At 74.3% G+C, this 14998-nt stretch carries 12 protein-coding genes and 1 tRNA gene; 4 read left to right on the top strand and 9 right to left on the bottom strand.

Annotated features, from left to right (window positions below):
• Positions 1 to 21 precede the first annotated feature (21 nt).
• Positions 22 to 621, bottom strand: a complete 600-nt coding sequence (locus ACSNOH_RS26885) for a TetR/AcrR family transcriptional regulator (RefSeq protein WP_436724008.1) — start codon at positions 619 to 621, stop codon at positions 22 to 24.
• 182 nt (positions 622 to 803) lie between these two features.
• Between ACSNOH_RS26885 and ACSNOH_RS26880 the strand changes: the two genes are divergently transcribed.
• Positions 804 to 4184: a S41 family peptidase gene (locus ACSNOH_RS26880; protein WP_436724007.1), complete on the top strand. Its 3381-nt coding sequence runs from the start codon at positions 804 to 806 to the stop codon at positions 4182 to 4184.
• A gap of 74 nt (positions 4185 to 4258) precedes the next feature.
• On the opposite strand, the gene ACSNOH_RS26875 is transcribed toward ACSNOH_RS26880, so the two are convergent.
• The 4 genes from ACSNOH_RS26875 to ACSNOH_RS26860 all read right to left on the bottom strand — a co-directional run bounded on the left by ACSNOH_RS26875 (position 4259) and on the right by ACSNOH_RS26860 (position 7152).
• Positions 4259 to 4444, bottom strand: a complete 186-nt coding sequence (locus tag ACSNOH_RS26875; RefSeq protein WP_436724006.1) for a hypothetical protein — start codon at positions 4442 to 4444, stop codon at positions 4259 to 4261.
• A 14-nt stretch (positions 4445 to 4458) separates the two neighbouring features.
• Positions 4459 to 4650 carry a hypothetical protein gene (locus ACSNOH_RS26870; RefSeq protein ID WP_436724005.1) on the bottom strand — a complete coding sequence of 64 codons (192 nt, stop codon included), beginning with the start codon at positions 4648 to 4650 and terminating at the stop codon, positions 4459 to 4461.
• Positions 4651 to 4741: 91 nt separating this feature from the next.
• The gene (locus ACSNOH_RS26865; protein ID WP_436724004.1) at positions 4742 to 5629 is read right to left on the bottom strand and encodes an SDR family oxidoreductase; all 888 of its coding nucleotides are present in this window, start codon (positions 5627 to 5629) and stop codon (positions 4742 to 4744) included.
• Complete coding sequence (locus ACSNOH_RS26860) at positions 5626 to 7152, bottom strand: flavin-containing monooxygenase (protein ID WP_436724003.1); 1527 nt, start codon at positions 7150 to 7152, stop codon at positions 5626 to 5628. Before ACSNOH_RS26860 ends, ACSNOH_RS26865 begins: the two co-directional genes overlap by 4 nt.
• A 162-nt stretch (positions 7153 to 7314) precedes the next feature.
• Here ACSNOH_RS26860 and ACSNOH_RS26855 point away from each other — a divergent pair, with 162 nt between their 5' ends.
• Entirely contained in the window at positions 7315 to 8160 is an 846-nt protein-coding gene (locus ACSNOH_RS26855) for a MerR family transcriptional regulator (protein WP_436724002.1), read from the top strand.
• A gap of 224 nt (positions 8161 to 8384) precedes the next feature.
• Here the strand turns inward: ACSNOH_RS26855 and ACSNOH_RS26850 are convergent, their stop codons facing one another.
• Complete coding sequence (locus ACSNOH_RS26850) at positions 8385 to 9173, bottom strand: exodeoxyribonuclease III (protein WP_436724001.1); 789 nt, start codon at positions 9171 to 9173, stop codon at positions 8385 to 8387.
• Between the two features lie 35 nt (positions 9174 to 9208).
• Between ACSNOH_RS26850 and ACSNOH_RS26845 the strand changes: the two genes are divergently transcribed.
• Positions 9209 to 9694, top strand: coding sequence for a GNAT family N-acetyltransferase (locus ACSNOH_RS26845; RefSeq protein WP_436724000.1), 486 nt, complete (start codon positions 9209 to 9211; stop codon positions 9692 to 9694).
• Positions 9695 to 10173: 479 nt separating this feature from the next.
• Here ACSNOH_RS26845 and ACSNOH_RS26840 read toward each other — a convergent pair whose 3' ends face one another.
• Both ACSNOH_RS26840 and ACSNOH_RS26835 read right to left on the bottom strand, forming a co-directional pair.
• Entirely contained in the window at positions 10174 to 10668 is a 495-nt protein-coding gene (locus ACSNOH_RS26840; RefSeq protein WP_436723999.1) for a hypothetical protein, read from the bottom strand.
• 37 nt (positions 10669 to 10705) lie between these two features.
• Positions 10706 to 11956 carry an ATP-binding protein gene (locus ACSNOH_RS26835; RefSeq protein WP_436723998.1) on the bottom strand — a complete coding sequence of 417 codons (1251 nt, stop codon included), beginning with the start codon at positions 11954 to 11956 and terminating at the stop codon, positions 10706 to 10708.
• Positions 11957 to 12236: 280 nt separating this feature from the next.
• Here ACSNOH_RS26835 and ACSNOH_RS26830 point away from each other — a divergent pair, with 280 nt between their 5' ends.
• Complete coding sequence (locus ACSNOH_RS26830; RefSeq protein ID WP_436723997.1) at positions 12237 to 14594, top strand: alpha-N-acetylglucosaminidase; 2358 nt, start codon at positions 12237 to 12239, stop codon at positions 14592 to 14594.
• 104 nt (positions 14595 to 14698) lie between these two features.
• On the opposite strand, the gene ACSNOH_RS26825 is transcribed toward ACSNOH_RS26830, so the two are convergent.
• Positions 14699 to 14772: transfer RNA gene (locus tag ACSNOH_RS26825), tRNA-Ala, on the bottom strand.
• Between the last annotated feature and the right edge of the window lie 226 nt (positions 14773 to 14998).

Here is a 14998-nt window from a genome sequence, read left to right as displayed (position 1 = left end):
GGGTGGAACTGTGGGGGGGGATCAGGCGCCGAGGGCGGGGAGGACCACGGCGTCGATGTAACGGGACAGGTAGGCGGCGTCCGCGAACTTGTCCTCGATCAGGGAGCGGGCGATGAACGCGCCCAGCATCATGTGCGGGACGAAGTCGATCGCGGGATTGTCCGCGGCCACCTCACCCCGGTCGACCGCGCGCCGCAGCATGGCGCGGAGCCCTTCGTGCTCCGGCAGGATCAGCAGGTCGCGCAGTGCTTGAAGGAGGTCGGGGTTGGTGTGGACCGCGTGCCCCAGGCCGCGCATAAGGGCGGTGTCCCGCGCCATCCGGTCATCGTCCACCTCGCAGGCCATGGCGCGCAGGTCACCGCGCAGGGAACCGGTGTCGATGTCCGCCAGCTTGACCGGCTTCTGGTGCCGCAGCGCGCTCGCGACCAGCTCGGGCTTGCCCTTCCACTGGCGGTAGAGCGTGGCCTTGCTGGCGTGCGTGCGGGCGGCGACGCCGTCCATGGTCAGGCCGTCGTAGCCGACCTCGCGCAGGATGTCGAGGACCGCCTCGTAGAGCTCGGCCTCGCGTTCGGGGGTGAGCCGGGTGCGGCGCGCCGCCGGCCCGGTCGGTTCCGTGGACACATCCACCTCCCTGGATTCACTCCCGTACGAAACGGTTTCGTACACCTAGACGATACGACGGCCCGCGGCGGTCCGGCATCGAAACGGCGCCGTTTCGCACGTGTTCTCCGTCACGGCCGGTTACCGCCCCGGCCCCGGCCGACCGAGTTGCCGCGCCTCCCGGGGGCCGAAACGATGGTGGAGTGAGTGATTCTTACCTGAGATTTCCTCATCTCCACGGTGATCTCCTCTGCTTCACCGCGGAGGACGACCTGTGGCTGGCCCCCCTGGAGCCGAAGGCCTCCGGCCGGGCCTGGCGGCTGACCGTCGACCGCACCCGCGTCGGCCATCCCCGCTTCTCCCCCGACGGCCGCCACATCGCCTACACGAACTGGCGCAGCCTCGACCCGGAGATCCATCTGGCCCCCGTCGACGGCGGTCCCGCCCGCCGGCTCACCTACTGGGGCAGCACCGACGCGCGCGTCTGCGGCTGGGCGCCCTCTGACCGCGACGGCGGCCACGACGTCCTCGCCGTCTCCTCGCACGGCCAGCCCTTCTCGTACTTCTCGTGGGCCTACCGGGTGCCGGTCGACGGCAGCCCGGGGCTGCGGCTGCCCTGGGGCCCGGTGTCCGACATCGCGATCGGCGAGGCCGGGGGCGAGCACCGCACGCTGCTGCTGGCCGGGAAGCCGCCGCACGAGCCGGCCGCCTGGAAGCGCTACCGCGGCGGGGCCACGGGCCGGCTGTGGCTGCTGGGCGCGAAGGAGCAGCGGCTGGTGCCGGAGATCGGCGGCCACCTCGACTCGGTGATGTTCGCGGGCGGCCGCATCGCCTTCCTCTCCGACCACGAGGGCGTCGGCAACCTCTACTCCTGCCTGCCCGACGGCTCGCAGCTGCGCCGCCACACCGACCACGACGACTTCTACGCCCGGCACGCCTCGACGGACGGCGAGCGCATCGTCTACCAGTGCGCGGGCGAGCTGTGGCTGGTGGACGACCTCGGGCCGGGCGGGAAGCCGCGCCGGCTGGAGGTGACGCTGGGCGGCCCGCGGGCCGGGCGCCGCCCGTACCAGGTGCAGGCCGCCTCCAACGTCGACGGCGTGAGCGTCGACACGACGGGCCGGGCGAGCGCCGTCCAGGTGCGCGGCAGCCTCTACTGGCTCACCCACCGCGACGGTCCCGCCCGCACCATCGCCGACACCCCGGGCGTCCGGGTGCGGCTGCCGGAGATGCTCGGCGCGTCCGGGCGGATCGCCTACGTGACGGACGCGGAGGGCGAGGACGCGATCGAGATCGCCCAGCTGCCGCGCGCCGCGGGGCCCGCGGAGCCGCGCCGGCTCGGCGCGGGCCGGATCGGCAGGGTGCACGAGACCCTCGCCTCCCCCGACGGCGAACGGCTGGCCCTGGCAACGCACGACGGCCGGCTGCTGCTCGTGGACACGTCGGTCGAGGAGGACAGGGGGGAGGGCCCCGAGTCCGGCCCCGGCTCCGGCTCCGACTCGGACTCGGACTCCGGCTCGGACTCCGGCTCCGACTCGGACTCCGGCTCCGGCTCCGGCTCCGGCTCGGACTCCGGCGAGGTCAGTGAGCTGATCCGGTCGGTCAACGGGCCCGTGCGCGACCTCGCCTTCTCGCCCGACTCGGAATGGCTGGCCTGGTCCCACCCGGGCGTCGGCCGCTCCCTGCGCCAGATCAAGATCGCACGGCTCAAGGACCGGCTGATCGTCGACGTGACCAACGGCCGCTTCGAGGACGAGCAGCCCGTCTTCACCGGCGACGGCCGCTACCTCGCCTTCCTCTCCTGGCGCGGCTTCGACCCGGTCTACGACGTGCACACCGGCGACCTGTCCTTCCCGCTGGGCTGCCGCCCCTACCTCGTCCCGCTGTCCTCGGCGACGCCCTCGCCGTTCGCGCTGTCCGCCGAGGGCCGGCCGGCGGCGGGCGGCCTGGACCTGGAGGACACGGGGGCCGGGCCGACGCTGGTCGAGGCGGAGGGCCTGGAGAGCCGGGTGACGCCCTTCCCCGTGGCCGCCTCGAAGTACTCGTCGCTGCGCCCGGTCAGCGGCGGCGGCCTGGTGTGGCTGCGCTGGCCGATCTCCGGCGCGCTCGGCGAGACCTTCGCCAACCCCGCCGACGTCTCCGGCAAACCGACCCTGGAGCACTTCGACCTGACCAAGGCCAAGCGCACCGAACTCACCAGCTCCCTCGACTGGTTCGCGGTCAGCGGCGACGGCACGCGCCTCGTCGTCAACGACGACGGCGAGCTGCGGGCCGTCCCCGCCACGGACACCCCCGACCCCGAGTCGACGGTCTACATCGACATGCGGCGCATCCTGCACGACGTCGACCCCGGCGCCGAGTGGCGGCAGGCCTACGAGGAGGCCGGGCGGATCGTCCGCGCGTACTTCTGGGAGCCGGGCATGTGCGGCATCGACTGGGACGCGGTGCTCGACCAGTACCGGCCCCTGGTCGAGCGCGTCGCCACCCCGGACGACTTCGCCGACCTGCTGCGCGAGGTCCTCGGCGAGCTGGGCACCTCGCACGCCTACGTCGCCCCCGCCCGCCGCAACGAGGGCCCGCCGCACTACCAGCGCGCCATCGGCCTGCTGGGCGCCAACTTCACGCACCAGAAGGACGGCACCTGGACCATCCGGCGCATCCTGCCCGGCGACTCCTCCGACTCCAAGGCCCGCTCCCCGCTGGCCGGTTCGGGCGTCCGCGAGGGTGCGGCCCTCACGCACGTCGACGGCCGCCCCGTCGACCCGGTGGCCGGCCCGTACCCGCTGCTGGCCGCGGCCGGCGGCACCACCGTGGAGCTGACGTTCCGGCCGCCCGGGGCCGAGGGCCACGCGCGCCGCGTCGCCGTCGTCCCGCTCGTGGACGAGCGCCCGCTGCGCTACCAGGACTGGGTGGCCAAGCGCCGCGCGGTCGTCCGGGAGCTCAGCGGCGGCAAGTGCGGCTACCTGCACATCCCCGACATGGGCGGTTCGGGCTGGGCCCAGTTCAACCGCGACCTGCGCATGGAGATGTCCCGCCCGGCCCTCATCGTCGACGTGCGCGGCAACGCGGGCGGCAACATCAGCGAGCTGGTCGTGGAGAAGCTCACCCGCACCATCATCGGCTGGGACCTCACGCGCGACGCCGAGCCCGTCTCGTACGCGAGCAACGCCCCGCGGGGGCCGGTCGTGGCCATCGCCGACGAGATGACCTCCTCCGACGGCGACATGATCACCGCGGCGTTCAAGCTGCAGGGCATCGGCCCGGTGGTGGGCCTGCGCACCTGGGGCGGCGTGGTCGGGATGACCGGCCGGCACCGGCTCGGGGACGGCACCGCGATCACGGTGCCGATGAACGCGGCGTGGTTCGACGCCTACGGCTGGACGATCGAGAACCGCGGCGTCGAGCCCGACGTCGAGATCGACCGCACGCCGCTCGACTGGGCCGAGGGCCGCCACAAGCAGCTCGACGACGCGGTGCAGATCGCGCTCGACCTGCTGGAGCGGCACGGCGCGGCGCGGCCCCCGGACTACTCGGGGGTGCCGGACCTGCGGCGGCCGAAGCTGCCGCCGCGCAACGGGGACTGAGCAGGAGAACAAGAGACAAGACAAGGGGCGCACCCGCGGGGTGCGCCCCTTGTCTTCCGGCCTCGTCAGTTCCGTCAGATCTCGAAGTTCTCGTCGAACGTGTCGCGGCGGTCCCACTCCTCCTGCTCCTTGCGGATCAGTTCCTGGCGGGCCTTGTCGTTGGCGTTCTGCTTCGACTGCTTGCCGGACTGCGCGGCCTTCCCGGCCTGCTGCTGCTTGAGCTGCTCGGCCTTGCTCCTGGCCTTGTCACCCTTGGCCATGAGGCTCAGCTCCCTCAGGTGCGGTCGTCGAGCTCGTCACGCAGGTCGTCGAAGGACTGCTGGCGGTCCTGCTGCTGCCCCTGCTGACGGCGCTCCTGGAGCTTGTCCTGCGCCTGCTGGCCCTTCTGCTGGGCCTGCTGCTTGGCTCGCTCCGCTTTCTGCTTGGCCTGCTGGGCCTTGCCCTGCATCTCGTCCTTGATGCCCATGCTGTCCACACTCCTCATTGAGGGGATTCGGGGTACTTCGCCCCGGCAACAGCAGCCTTGCACGCACCCCGGTGCCACGCACCTCGGATGACTACGCAGTGCTACGGCTCGCGCGCTCCTTCTCGTCCGCGGCCCCGCCCGCGCCCACCAGCCCCGCGCGCATGCCCGCGAACCTCGGTTCGTACTGCCGCATGGTGCGCTGCGCGCCGAGGGCGAGCAGGCCGGGCAGCCAGCCCCGCGCGCCCTGCACCGCCCGCAGCCAGCCCTGCCCGTACACGTGCGCCGCGCGCCGCTCGATGCCGTCGACCAGGCGGTCGGCGGCGGGGCCGAGCGGGTAGGTGCGGTTGGCGGGCCACGGCAGGCGCTGCCGCATCTCGCGCATCACCTCGTACGCGTCGGCGCCGCGCACCATGTCCGTGTCGGTCCAGCTCAGATAGGCGACGCCGACCCGGACGCCCTTGTGCGCGACCTCGCCGCGCAGGCAGTGCGCGTACGCCTCGACGCCCGCCTTCGACGCGCAGTAGGCGCTCATCAGCGGCGCCGGGGTCATCGCCGCGAGCGAGGCCACCTGCAGCAGGTAGCCGCGGCTCTCGGCGAGGACGGGCAGGAAGGCCCGGCCGGTGACGGCGCTGCCGGTGAGATTGACGTCCACGACGCGGCGCCAGCTCTCCGGGTCGGAGCCGGCGAACGGGCCGCCCGCTGCGACGCCCGCGTTGGCGACGACGATGTCGGCCTTGCCGAAGCGGGCCTTGACCTCGCGGGCCACCTGCTCCATGGCCTCGTGGTCGGTGACGTCCGCGTGCCAGTGCGCGGCGTCCTCGTGCAGCGAGGCGGCGACGCGGGCCAGCTCGTCCGGCTCCAGGCCCACCAGCGCGACGCGGGCGCCGCGCGCCGACAGCTTGCGGGCCAGCTGCTCGCCCAGGCCGCGGGCCGCGCCGGTGACGACGGCGACCTGCCCCTCCAGGCATACGCGCCTCATCGGGCGGCCTCCGTCCCCGCCGCCACGCGCACGGCCTTGCGGGGTGCGCGTGGCGGCCGCAGCACCTGGTACTCCGAGAGGTTCACCTGGCGGGTGACCCTGCGGAACTCGGCGGTGGTGCCCGGCCAGACCACGGTGTTGCGGCCCTGGGCGTCCAGGTACCAGCTGCGGCAGCCGGTGTTCCAGACCGTGCGCTCCATGCGGCGCTGGATGTGCCGGTTCCAGGCGTTCACCGCGGAGGGGCGGGCGTCCAGGGCCGCCTTGCCGCCGAGGGTGTCCAGCTGGCGCATGAAGTCGGCCAGGTAGTTCAGCTGGGACTCGATGATCAGGATCATCGAGCTGTTGCCCAGGCCGGTGTTGGGCCCGATGACGGTGAGGAAGTTGGGGAAGCCGGCGGCGCTGGTGCCGCGCAGGGCCGTCATGCCGTCCTTCCACGCCTCGGCCAGCGTCCGCCCGCCGGCGCCCGTGACCCGCTCGGCGATCGGCATGTCCGTGACCCGGAAGCCCGTGCCGAAGACGATGGCGTCCGCCTGCGCCTCCGTGCCGTCGGCGGCGACGAGCGTTGCGCCCCGCACCTCGGCCAGCTCCGAGGCCACCAGGTCCACGTTCGGGCGGGCGAGCGCCGGATAGTAGTCGCTGGAGAGCAGGATGCGCTTGCAGCCGATGCGGTAGCCGGGGGTCAGCCGGGCGCGCAGGGCCGGGTCCGCGATCGCCTTGCGCATGTGGGCCAGCGCCAGCTTCTCCACCACGCGCATCCGCTCCGGGTGCTTGGTGAAGTTGCTGACCTGCAGCTCCCGGATGCCCCACAGGACGCCGCGGCGCAGCGAAGCGGTCACGGGCAGCCGGGTGTGCAGCCAGCGCTCGGCGGCCGAGACCGGCCGGTCGAAGCGGGGCAGCACCCACGGCGGCGTGCGCTGGAAGAGGGTGACGCGGCCCGCCTCGGGCTGGATGCCCGGCACGATCTGGATCGCGGACGCGCCCGTGCCGATCACGGCGACGCGCTTGCCGCGCAGGTCGAAGTCGTGGTCCCAGCGGGAGGAGTGGAAGACCTTGCCGGGGAAGGAGTCCAGGCCGGGGATCTCCGGGATGCGGGGGTCGGCGAGCGGCCCGGTGGCGGAGACGACGACGTCGGCCGTCCAGTCCCCGGACGCGGTGGTGACCTCCCAGTGCAGCCGCTCCTCGTCCCAGCGCAGCTGTTGCACCTCGGAGTTCAGGCGCAGGTGGGGGCGCAGCCCGAAGGTGTCGGTGACGTGCTCCAGATAGGCGCGGATGTGCGGCTGGCCGGAAAAGCTGCGTGGCCAGGCGGGGTTAGGGGCGAAGGAGAAGGAGTAGAGGTGGGACGGCACGTCGCAGGCGCAGCCGGGGTAGGTGTTGTCGCGCCAGGTGCCGCCCACGGAGTCCGCGCGCTCCAGGATCACGAAGTCGGTGATCCCCTCGCGGCGCAGCCGGATCGCCGCCCCCAGCCCGCCGAAGCCGGACCCGATCACCGCCACCCGTACGTGCTGACGCTCATGCTCGGCCATGCCGCAGCCTCCCGGATTCGACACAACAGTGCCAGCAATCACTGGCACGATGGGAGCGTAGGGCAGAGTCCAGGAGCAGCGATAGGGGTACGGGGAAAGGAAGTTACCGCCGGTCGCACGTACGCTTACGCTTCGCTCGGGGCCACGGACGAGGGGGCGCGGATGGTCGACGAAGAAGACCGCGGGGCGGGGCGGCACGCCGGTTCGGCCGGCCCCGGCGAGCCGGACGAGCCCGCCGCGCAGCGCTCCCGTACCGCGGAACCCGCCGGCACGCAGTACCGGACGGCGGAGCTCGCCGACGCCGCCGGCATCACCGTGCGCACGCTGCGCTTCTACCGCGAGCGCAAGCTGCTGCCGCCGCCGCGCCGCGAGGGCCGCATCGCCTGGTACGGCCCGCAGCACCTGGCCCGGCTGCGGACGATCGCCGAGCTCCTGGAGCGCGGGCACACCCTCGGCGGCATCGCCGAGCTGATCAGCGCCTTCGAGTGCGGGCGGGACGTGGGCGAACTGCTGGGGCTGGCGGGCGCGGCCGTCACCGTCCCGTGGCAGGAGGAGGCCGCGATCCGCCTCACCCCGGCCGAGCTCGCCGACCGCTTCGCGGGCGAGGTCACCCCGGAGAACCTCACCGCGTCGCTCGACATGGGCTACCTCGGCGTCGACGGCGACGAGATCGTGCACGTCAGCCGCCGCCTCCTCGACGCCTCGGCCGCGCTCGTGCGGCACGGCGTCCCGCTGGCCGCGGTGCTCGCCGCGGGCCGCGAGGTGCGGGCGCACGCCGACGCCCTCGCCGGCACGTTCACCGAGCTCATCCGCACCCACGTGCTGCCCGGCCTGCAGCCGGGCGGGCCCGCGGCCGCCGCGGCCCTCGAAGAGCTGCGCGGCATCGCCAAGACGGTCATGGACGCGGAGATCACCATGGCCCTGGACCGGCGCGTGCGCACCGAGCCGGGTGTCTGGCCCGGTGCGCACGGCGCCGCCGGCGAACCGGGACCCGCCAGACCCGGCTGACGGCGGCGGAGACGCGCGGGCGCGCCATGCCGCGACCACACCCGCACGCCGGCCGGACGGCCAACGGTGCTTTCACCGACGGGAATTCAAGCAGAACGCCGCCCGCCGGTGGGCAGAAAGCGGCAGTCCGTGCGCGCAAACGGCGTGATTGCGCCGAAAGCCGGTCCTGTTCACCGGTCCCGTTCACCGGGTCCTGTTCACCGGATCCCGTCGAGGCGCGTGCCTCAGCTGAAGACGCCCGTCACCGGCGCGTGGTCCGACCACCGCAGGTCGTGCGAGGCCGCCCGCTCCACCCGCGCCTTGAGCGCCCGCGCGGCCAGCCCCGGCGTCGCGACCAGGTAGTCGATGCGCCAGCCCGAGTCGTTGTCGAAGGCGCGACCGCGGTACGACCACCACGAGTAGGGCCCGTCGACGCCCGGGTGCAGGGCCCGGACCACGTCCACGTACTCGGCGAAGACCTTGCCGAGCCACTCGCGCTCCTCGGGCAGGAAGCCCGCGCTCTTGCGGTTGGCCTTCCAGTTCTTGAGGTCGGCCTCGGTGTGGGCGATGTTCCAGTCGCCGCAGACCAGCACCTCGCGCCCCTCGGCCGCCGCGCGCGCCTTGAGCCCCACCAGGTACGGCAGGAACTCCGCCATGAAGCGTTCCTTCTCGTCCTGCCGCTCCGTGCCGACCTCGCCGGAGGGCAGGTAGAGGCTCGCGACGGTGACGCCGGGCAGGTCGATCTCGGCGTAGCGGCCGCTGCCGTCGAACTCGGCCGAGCCGAAGCCGATCCGTACCGCCTCCGGCTCGCGGCGCGAGTAGAGCGAGACGCCGGCGCGCCCCTTGGCCGCCGCCGGAGCGTGCACCGTGAACCAGCCCTCCGGCTCGCGCACCTCGTCGGGCAGCTGGTGCGGCTCGGCCCGGACCTCCTGGAGGCAGACGACGTCCGCCTCGGTCTGCGCCAGCCACTCCACGAAGCCCTTCTTGGAGGCCGCACGGAGTCCATTCACATTTACGCTCGTAACGGTCAGCATTCCGGCACGATACCGAGTTCCCTACGATGCGTTGAATGCAGATCTTGCCGGTCGCCTACGACCATCCCGACGCGGTGAAGCTCCAGGACCGGGTCCAACTGGAGTACGTGCAGCGGTACGGAGACGGTGATCTCACCCCGCTGGAGCCGGCCCAGTTCGCCCCGCCGTGTGGCCTGTATCTCATCGCCTACGAGCCCGGCGGCGCGCCCGTCGCCGCGGGCGGCTGGCGGGCCCGCGAGGCGGCGGGCGGCGAGGGCCACGCGGACGGCGACGCCGAGGTGAAGCGGATGTACGTCATACCGGAGGCCCGCGGGCGCGGGATCGCCCGGCGGATCCTCGCGGCGCTGGAGGAGGACGCCCGGGCGGCGGGCCGGACACGGATGGTGCTGGAGACGGGCGCGAAGCAGCCGGAGGCGATGGCGCTGTACGTGTCGTGCGGGTACGCGCCGGTGCCGCGGGAGCAGAAGTTCGGCATGTACCGCACGTACGAGGACAGCCGCTGCTTCACGAAGCGGCTGTAGCCGGCGGGGCCGGCGCGGACCGGCGGCGGCCGGCGCGGACCGGCGGCGTCCCCGACACGGCCCGGCACGGACCGGCGGCGTCCCCGGCACAGCCAGGCACGGACCGGCGGCGTCGCCCGCACGACCAGCGCGGACCGGCAGCGTCGCCCGCACGGCCGGCGCGGACCGGCGACAGCCCCCTGCCCGGACCGGCGACAGCCCCCTGCCCGGGCCGGCAACCACATCTCCGCCGCCACGGCGTTCAGCCACCGCGGCGCGGACCGGCGGTGCCGGACCGGCCTGCAGGCCACCGCGGCACCGCCGGACACCTCCGTACCGGCTGAGCACCGCCGCGGCGGAAGGGCCGGCCGAGGCCGTGGGAAAGGGGCCGGGCACGGCCAGGGCTGCGGCCGGCACGGCCGTCGCGCCCCCGCCGGGCAGGCGCACCGCGCCCCCGCCGGGCAGGCGCACCGCGCCCCCCGCCCGGCAGGCGCACCGCGTCAGTGGCCGGCGATCGCCGCCTCCACCTCGTGGCGGATGTCGTCCGTGCGGTAGCGCGTGACCGTCCCGTACGGCTCCAGGATCGCGTCGGCCTCCGCCGGGCCGTCCTCGACGACCTCCGCGACCAGGACGGTGCTGCCCGGCGGGACCTCCGCCGCGAGCATCTCCAGGGCGGCGTTCGCGGCCGTGGCCTCCCGCGCGTCGCGCACCCCGCCCATGAGGCCGCCCGCCCCGAAGCCGAGCATCACGCCGAGGGGGCCGCCGAGGATGCCCAGGAGGCCGCCGATCAGGCCGCCGACGGCGAAGGCGCGGCCCGTGCCGGAGTTGTCGACCGCGTCGGGGAAGTCGAGGCTGCCGTCGTCGGCGCGGGCGATCACCGCACCCTCGCGGAGCTTGAGGCGGCCCTCGGCGTGGCCCTCGCGGAGGTCGTCCAGGGCCCGGTGGCCCTTCTCGGGCGAGGGGACGTTCAGGAAGAGGATGTTGTCGTCTTTCATGGCTTCCACTGTTGGGCCGGCCGGCCCGCCCCGCACCTCAGGAGGGCCCGGGCCCCGGGCCCGGGGAGGGCCCGGCCTCCCCGTCCCGTACCGACGCCGCCAGATCCAGCGTGGCCAGCGCTCCCCCGCCGTCCGGGTTGGCGAAGTGCAGGCCCGCCCCCAGGACCCGGGCCTGGCCCGCGGCGATCGTCAGCCCCAGGCCGAGGCCGGAGCGCGAGCCCGTGCGGAAGCGCTGGGGGCCGCGGGTCAGCAGGTCGGGCGGGAAGCCGGGGCCGCCGTCGCGGACCCGGACGGCGCCGCCGTCGACCTCCACGGTCACGGGCCCGCCGCCGTGCCGGAAGGCGTTGGTGACGAGGTTGGCGAGGATCCGCTCCACCCTGCGCCCGTCGGTCTCGACCAGGCAGTCGCGCAGGACCCGCACCGCGGCGGTGCCCTTGCCGTCCGCCTCGGCCGAGCGGACCGCGCGCCGCGTCAGCTCGCCCAGGGAACGCAGCTCGGTGTCGGCCCGCTCGGCGGTGCCGTCCAGCCGGGCGACCTCCAGGACGTCCTCCATGAGCGCCCGGACGCGCTCGGCCCGCTCGCGGACCATCTCGGCGGGGCGGCCGGGCGGCAGCACCTCGGCCGCGGCGACCAGGCCGGCCACGGGGGTGCGCAGTTCGTGGGCGATGTTCGAGGTGACCTCGCGCTCGGCCTGGAGGCGGGCGGCCAGCGCGTCGGCCATGGTGTTGACGGCGACGATCAGGCGGGCGATCTCGTCCTGCCCGCCGCGCGGCTTGAGGCGGGCGCTGAGGTCGCCGTCGGCGATGCGCTCGGCCGTCCGGGCGGAGGCGTTCAGGCGGCGCCCGGCGACGGTCGCGAGGCCCACGCCGACGACGCCGGCGAAGGCGGTGCCCAGGCCGCCCGCCCACCACAGGGCCTCGTCGAGCTTGCGCAGGTTGGCGGTCTGCCGGGTGTAGGGGTGTCTGACGACGATCGTGTCGCGGCCGAGGCGGCTGCCGGCCCACAGCACCGGTACGGGGCCGCTGCGGTCGAGGTAGGTGGCGCGCCTGCCCTTCTCCAGGTCCTTCCGCAGCGGCCCGGGTATGTGCTCGGGGTTGATGAGCGTGCGCGGCCGGTGGACGCCCGCGGCGTGGTCCTCGACGGCCGTGGCGAGCCGGCTCTCCAGGGTCTCGCGCGCGGTCTCCAGCTGGCTGGTGGCGGTGCGGTGGTGCACGACGAGGCCCATGATGACGGCGACCAGGGCGGCGGTGGCGGTGATCGCCACACCGATCTTCGTGCGCAGTCCCATGGCTTCCAGCTCCTCGGCGGCTAACGCGGGGGGACGGGGAGCCGCAGGCCGCGCAGCTCGTGGGCGACCGGGGCGGGCAGGCCCGCGGAGCCGGCGGGGCCGGCGGTCGGCGGGCGGAGCGGTTCCGGTTAGCAGGCCGGACCGGCCCGGCGGGGCCATTCGTGCCAAATGTAACCGGCGTGGCTGGTTCGACGCCCGCGTCCTTGCCGCGTGGCGCTCATCTGCTCGTAGGATCGCCGCGCGTACAGGCTCCGACCGCTCGTCACGGTGGAGGTCACTCATGCACATCGCCCGTCGAAGACTTCTGGGCGCGCTCGCGGGGGCGGCGGCGCTGGGGGCGGTGCCCGGCCTGCCCGGTGCGGCCGCCGCGGCCGGGCCGGGGCTCCCCGGGGGGCCGGGCGGCCCGTCCGCGGACTCCGGCGGCTCCGGCGCCTCGGGTGCCTCCTCCGCGTCGGCCTCCGCCGGCTCCTCCGCCTTCGAGGACGTGGTCTCCGCCGGGGACGCGGACGCGGCGGGCCTGCCGGAGGCGCAGGACGCGGCCGTGGGCTCCGCCGGAGCGGCCGCGGCGGCCCTCGCCCGGCTGCTGCCCGCCCACCACCGGCAGGTCACCTTCCGCACGGTGCCGCGCAAGGGCGGCGCGGACGCCTTCCGGGTGTCCGGGCGGGAGGGCGCGCTGGAGGTGTCGGGGACGACGCCCGCGGTGCAGCTCACCGGCTTCCACTGGTACCTCAGACACGTGGCCCACGCCCATTTCTCGTGGAACGGGGCGCAGACCGCCGCCCTGCCCGCCCGCCTTCCCGGCGTCCGCACCCCCGTCGTCAAAGCGGCGAACGTCCCCCACCGCTTCGTCCTCAACGACACGAACGACGGCTACACCGGTCCCTACAACGGGTGGGACTACTGGCAGCGCGAAATCGATGTGCTGGCGCTGCACGGCTTCAACGAGGTGCTGGTCTACGCGGGCGCGGACGCGGTCTACCACCGCACGTTCCGCGAACACGGCTACGGCGACGCCGAGCTGCGCGCGTGGCTCCCGGGCCCGGCGCACCAGCCGTGGTGGCTGCTGCAGAACATGGAGGGCTACGGCGGCCCGCTGTCCGCCGGCCTCCTGGAGCGCCGTACGGCCCTGGCCAGGAGGATCGTCGGCCGGCTCCGCGAGCTGGGCATGACGCCCGTCTTCCCGGGCTACTACGGCACCGTGCCGCCCGGCTTCGCCCGGCGCAACCCCGGCGCCCGCACCGTCCCGCAGGGCACCTGGGGCGGCTTCCGCCGGCCCGACTGGCTCGACCCGCGCACCGCGCACTTCCGGCGCGTCGCGGCGACCTTCTACCGGGTGCAGAAGGAGCTCTACGGCGCCACGTCGATGTACAAGATGGACCTGCTCCACGAGGGCGGCAAGCCCGGCGACGTGCCCGTCGCCGACGCCGCCCGCGCCGTCGAGAAGGCCCTGCGCGCCGCCCACCCGCGCGCCACCTGGGCGATCCTCGGCTGGCAGGAGAACCCGCGCCGCGCCATCCTCGACGCCGTCGACCGCCGCCGCATGCTCGTCCTGGACGGCGTCCCCGACCACTACCCCAAGGTCACCGACCGCGAGGACGACTGGGGCGGCACCCCGTACGCCTTCGGCTCCATCTGGAACTTCGGCGGGCACACGGCCATGGGCGCCAACACCCGCGACTGGGCCCGGCTCTACGAGGACTGGCGCACCAAGCCGGGCAGCGCGCTCAAGGGCATCGCCCTGATGCCCGAGGCCGCCGACAACAACCCCGCCGCGCTCGCCCTCTTCAGCGACCTGGCCTGGACGGACGGCCGGATCGACCTGGAGGACTGGTTCGCCCGCTGGCCCCGCTACCGCTACGGCGCCGCCGACCCGCACGCCGTCCGCGCCTGGGACGTCCTGCGCCGCACCGCCTACGGCACCACCCGCGAGGACGGCTGGAGCGAGGCCGCCGACGGCCTCTTCGGCGCCCGTCCCGACCTGGCCGTCACCCACGCCGCCGCCTGGTCGCCGCGGCAGCTCCGCTACGACGCCGCGGAGTTCGAGGCGGCGCTCCCCGAACTCCTCGCGGTGGCCCCGGCCCTGCGCGGCAGCTCCGCCTACCGCTACGACCTGCTGGACGTGACGCGCCAGACCGTCTCCAACCGCAGCCGCCTGCTCCTCCCCCGGATCAAGGAGGCCTACGAGGCGGGCGACCGGTCCCGGCTGCGCGATCTGACGGCCCAGTGGCTCGACTGGATGGCCCTCCTCGAAGAGACGGTCGCCACCGACGAGCGCCACCTGCTGAGCCGCTGGACGTCGGCCGCCCGCGCCTGGGGCTCCACCGAGGCCGAGCGCGACCGCCTGGAGCGCGACGCCCTCACCCTCCTGACCACCTGGGGCCCCCGCCCCTCCGCCGACGCGGGCAAGCTCCACGACTACGCCAACCGCGAGTGGTCGGGCCTGGTCGGCGGCCTCTACCGCAAGCGCTGGACGACGTACTTCAAGGAACTGGACGCCTCGCTGACCGCCCGCCGCAAACCGAAGCCCGTCGACTGGTACGCCCTGGAGGAGGACTGGCTCCGCCACCGCCCGGCCCTGCGGACCAGGCCGGCGGGAGACCTGCTGAAGGTGGCCCGGAAGGTCGCCCGCAAACTCTGACGGAAACTCCGGCCGGGCGAGTGCGGCCCGCGCAACTGCGGCGCCCGCAGCGGCATATAAAAAGATCCCGCCCGATCAATCAGATCGGACGGGATCTATTGCTGTGGACCTGAGGGGATTTGAACCCCTGACCCCCTCGATGCGAACGAGGTGCGCTACCGGACTGCGCCACAGGCCCTTGCAACGAGTGAAACTCTAGCACCTCCATCCGGGTGCTCGGAAATCCGCTCCCCGCTGGTCAGCGACCGGGGCCGCCGGAGTGGCCCGGGTCACTCGTCACTCGTTGGCGGCGCGGGGGCGGTCGTCGTCGGCGTACTGGTCGAAGAGCGGGGTGCGGCCGCCCTCGCGGGGGCGGCGGCGGTTCGCCTTCACCATGGACCAGCGCCGCGCCGAACTGGCCGCAC

Origin of the sequence: Streptomyces sp. URMC 127 (assembly GCF_051386535.1) — a bacterium.
Taxonomy (GTDB): domain Bacteria; phylum Actinomycetota; class Actinomycetes; order Streptomycetales; family Streptomycetaceae; genus Streptomyces.
This window is presented reverse-complemented; position numbering and strand designations above follow the sequence as displayed.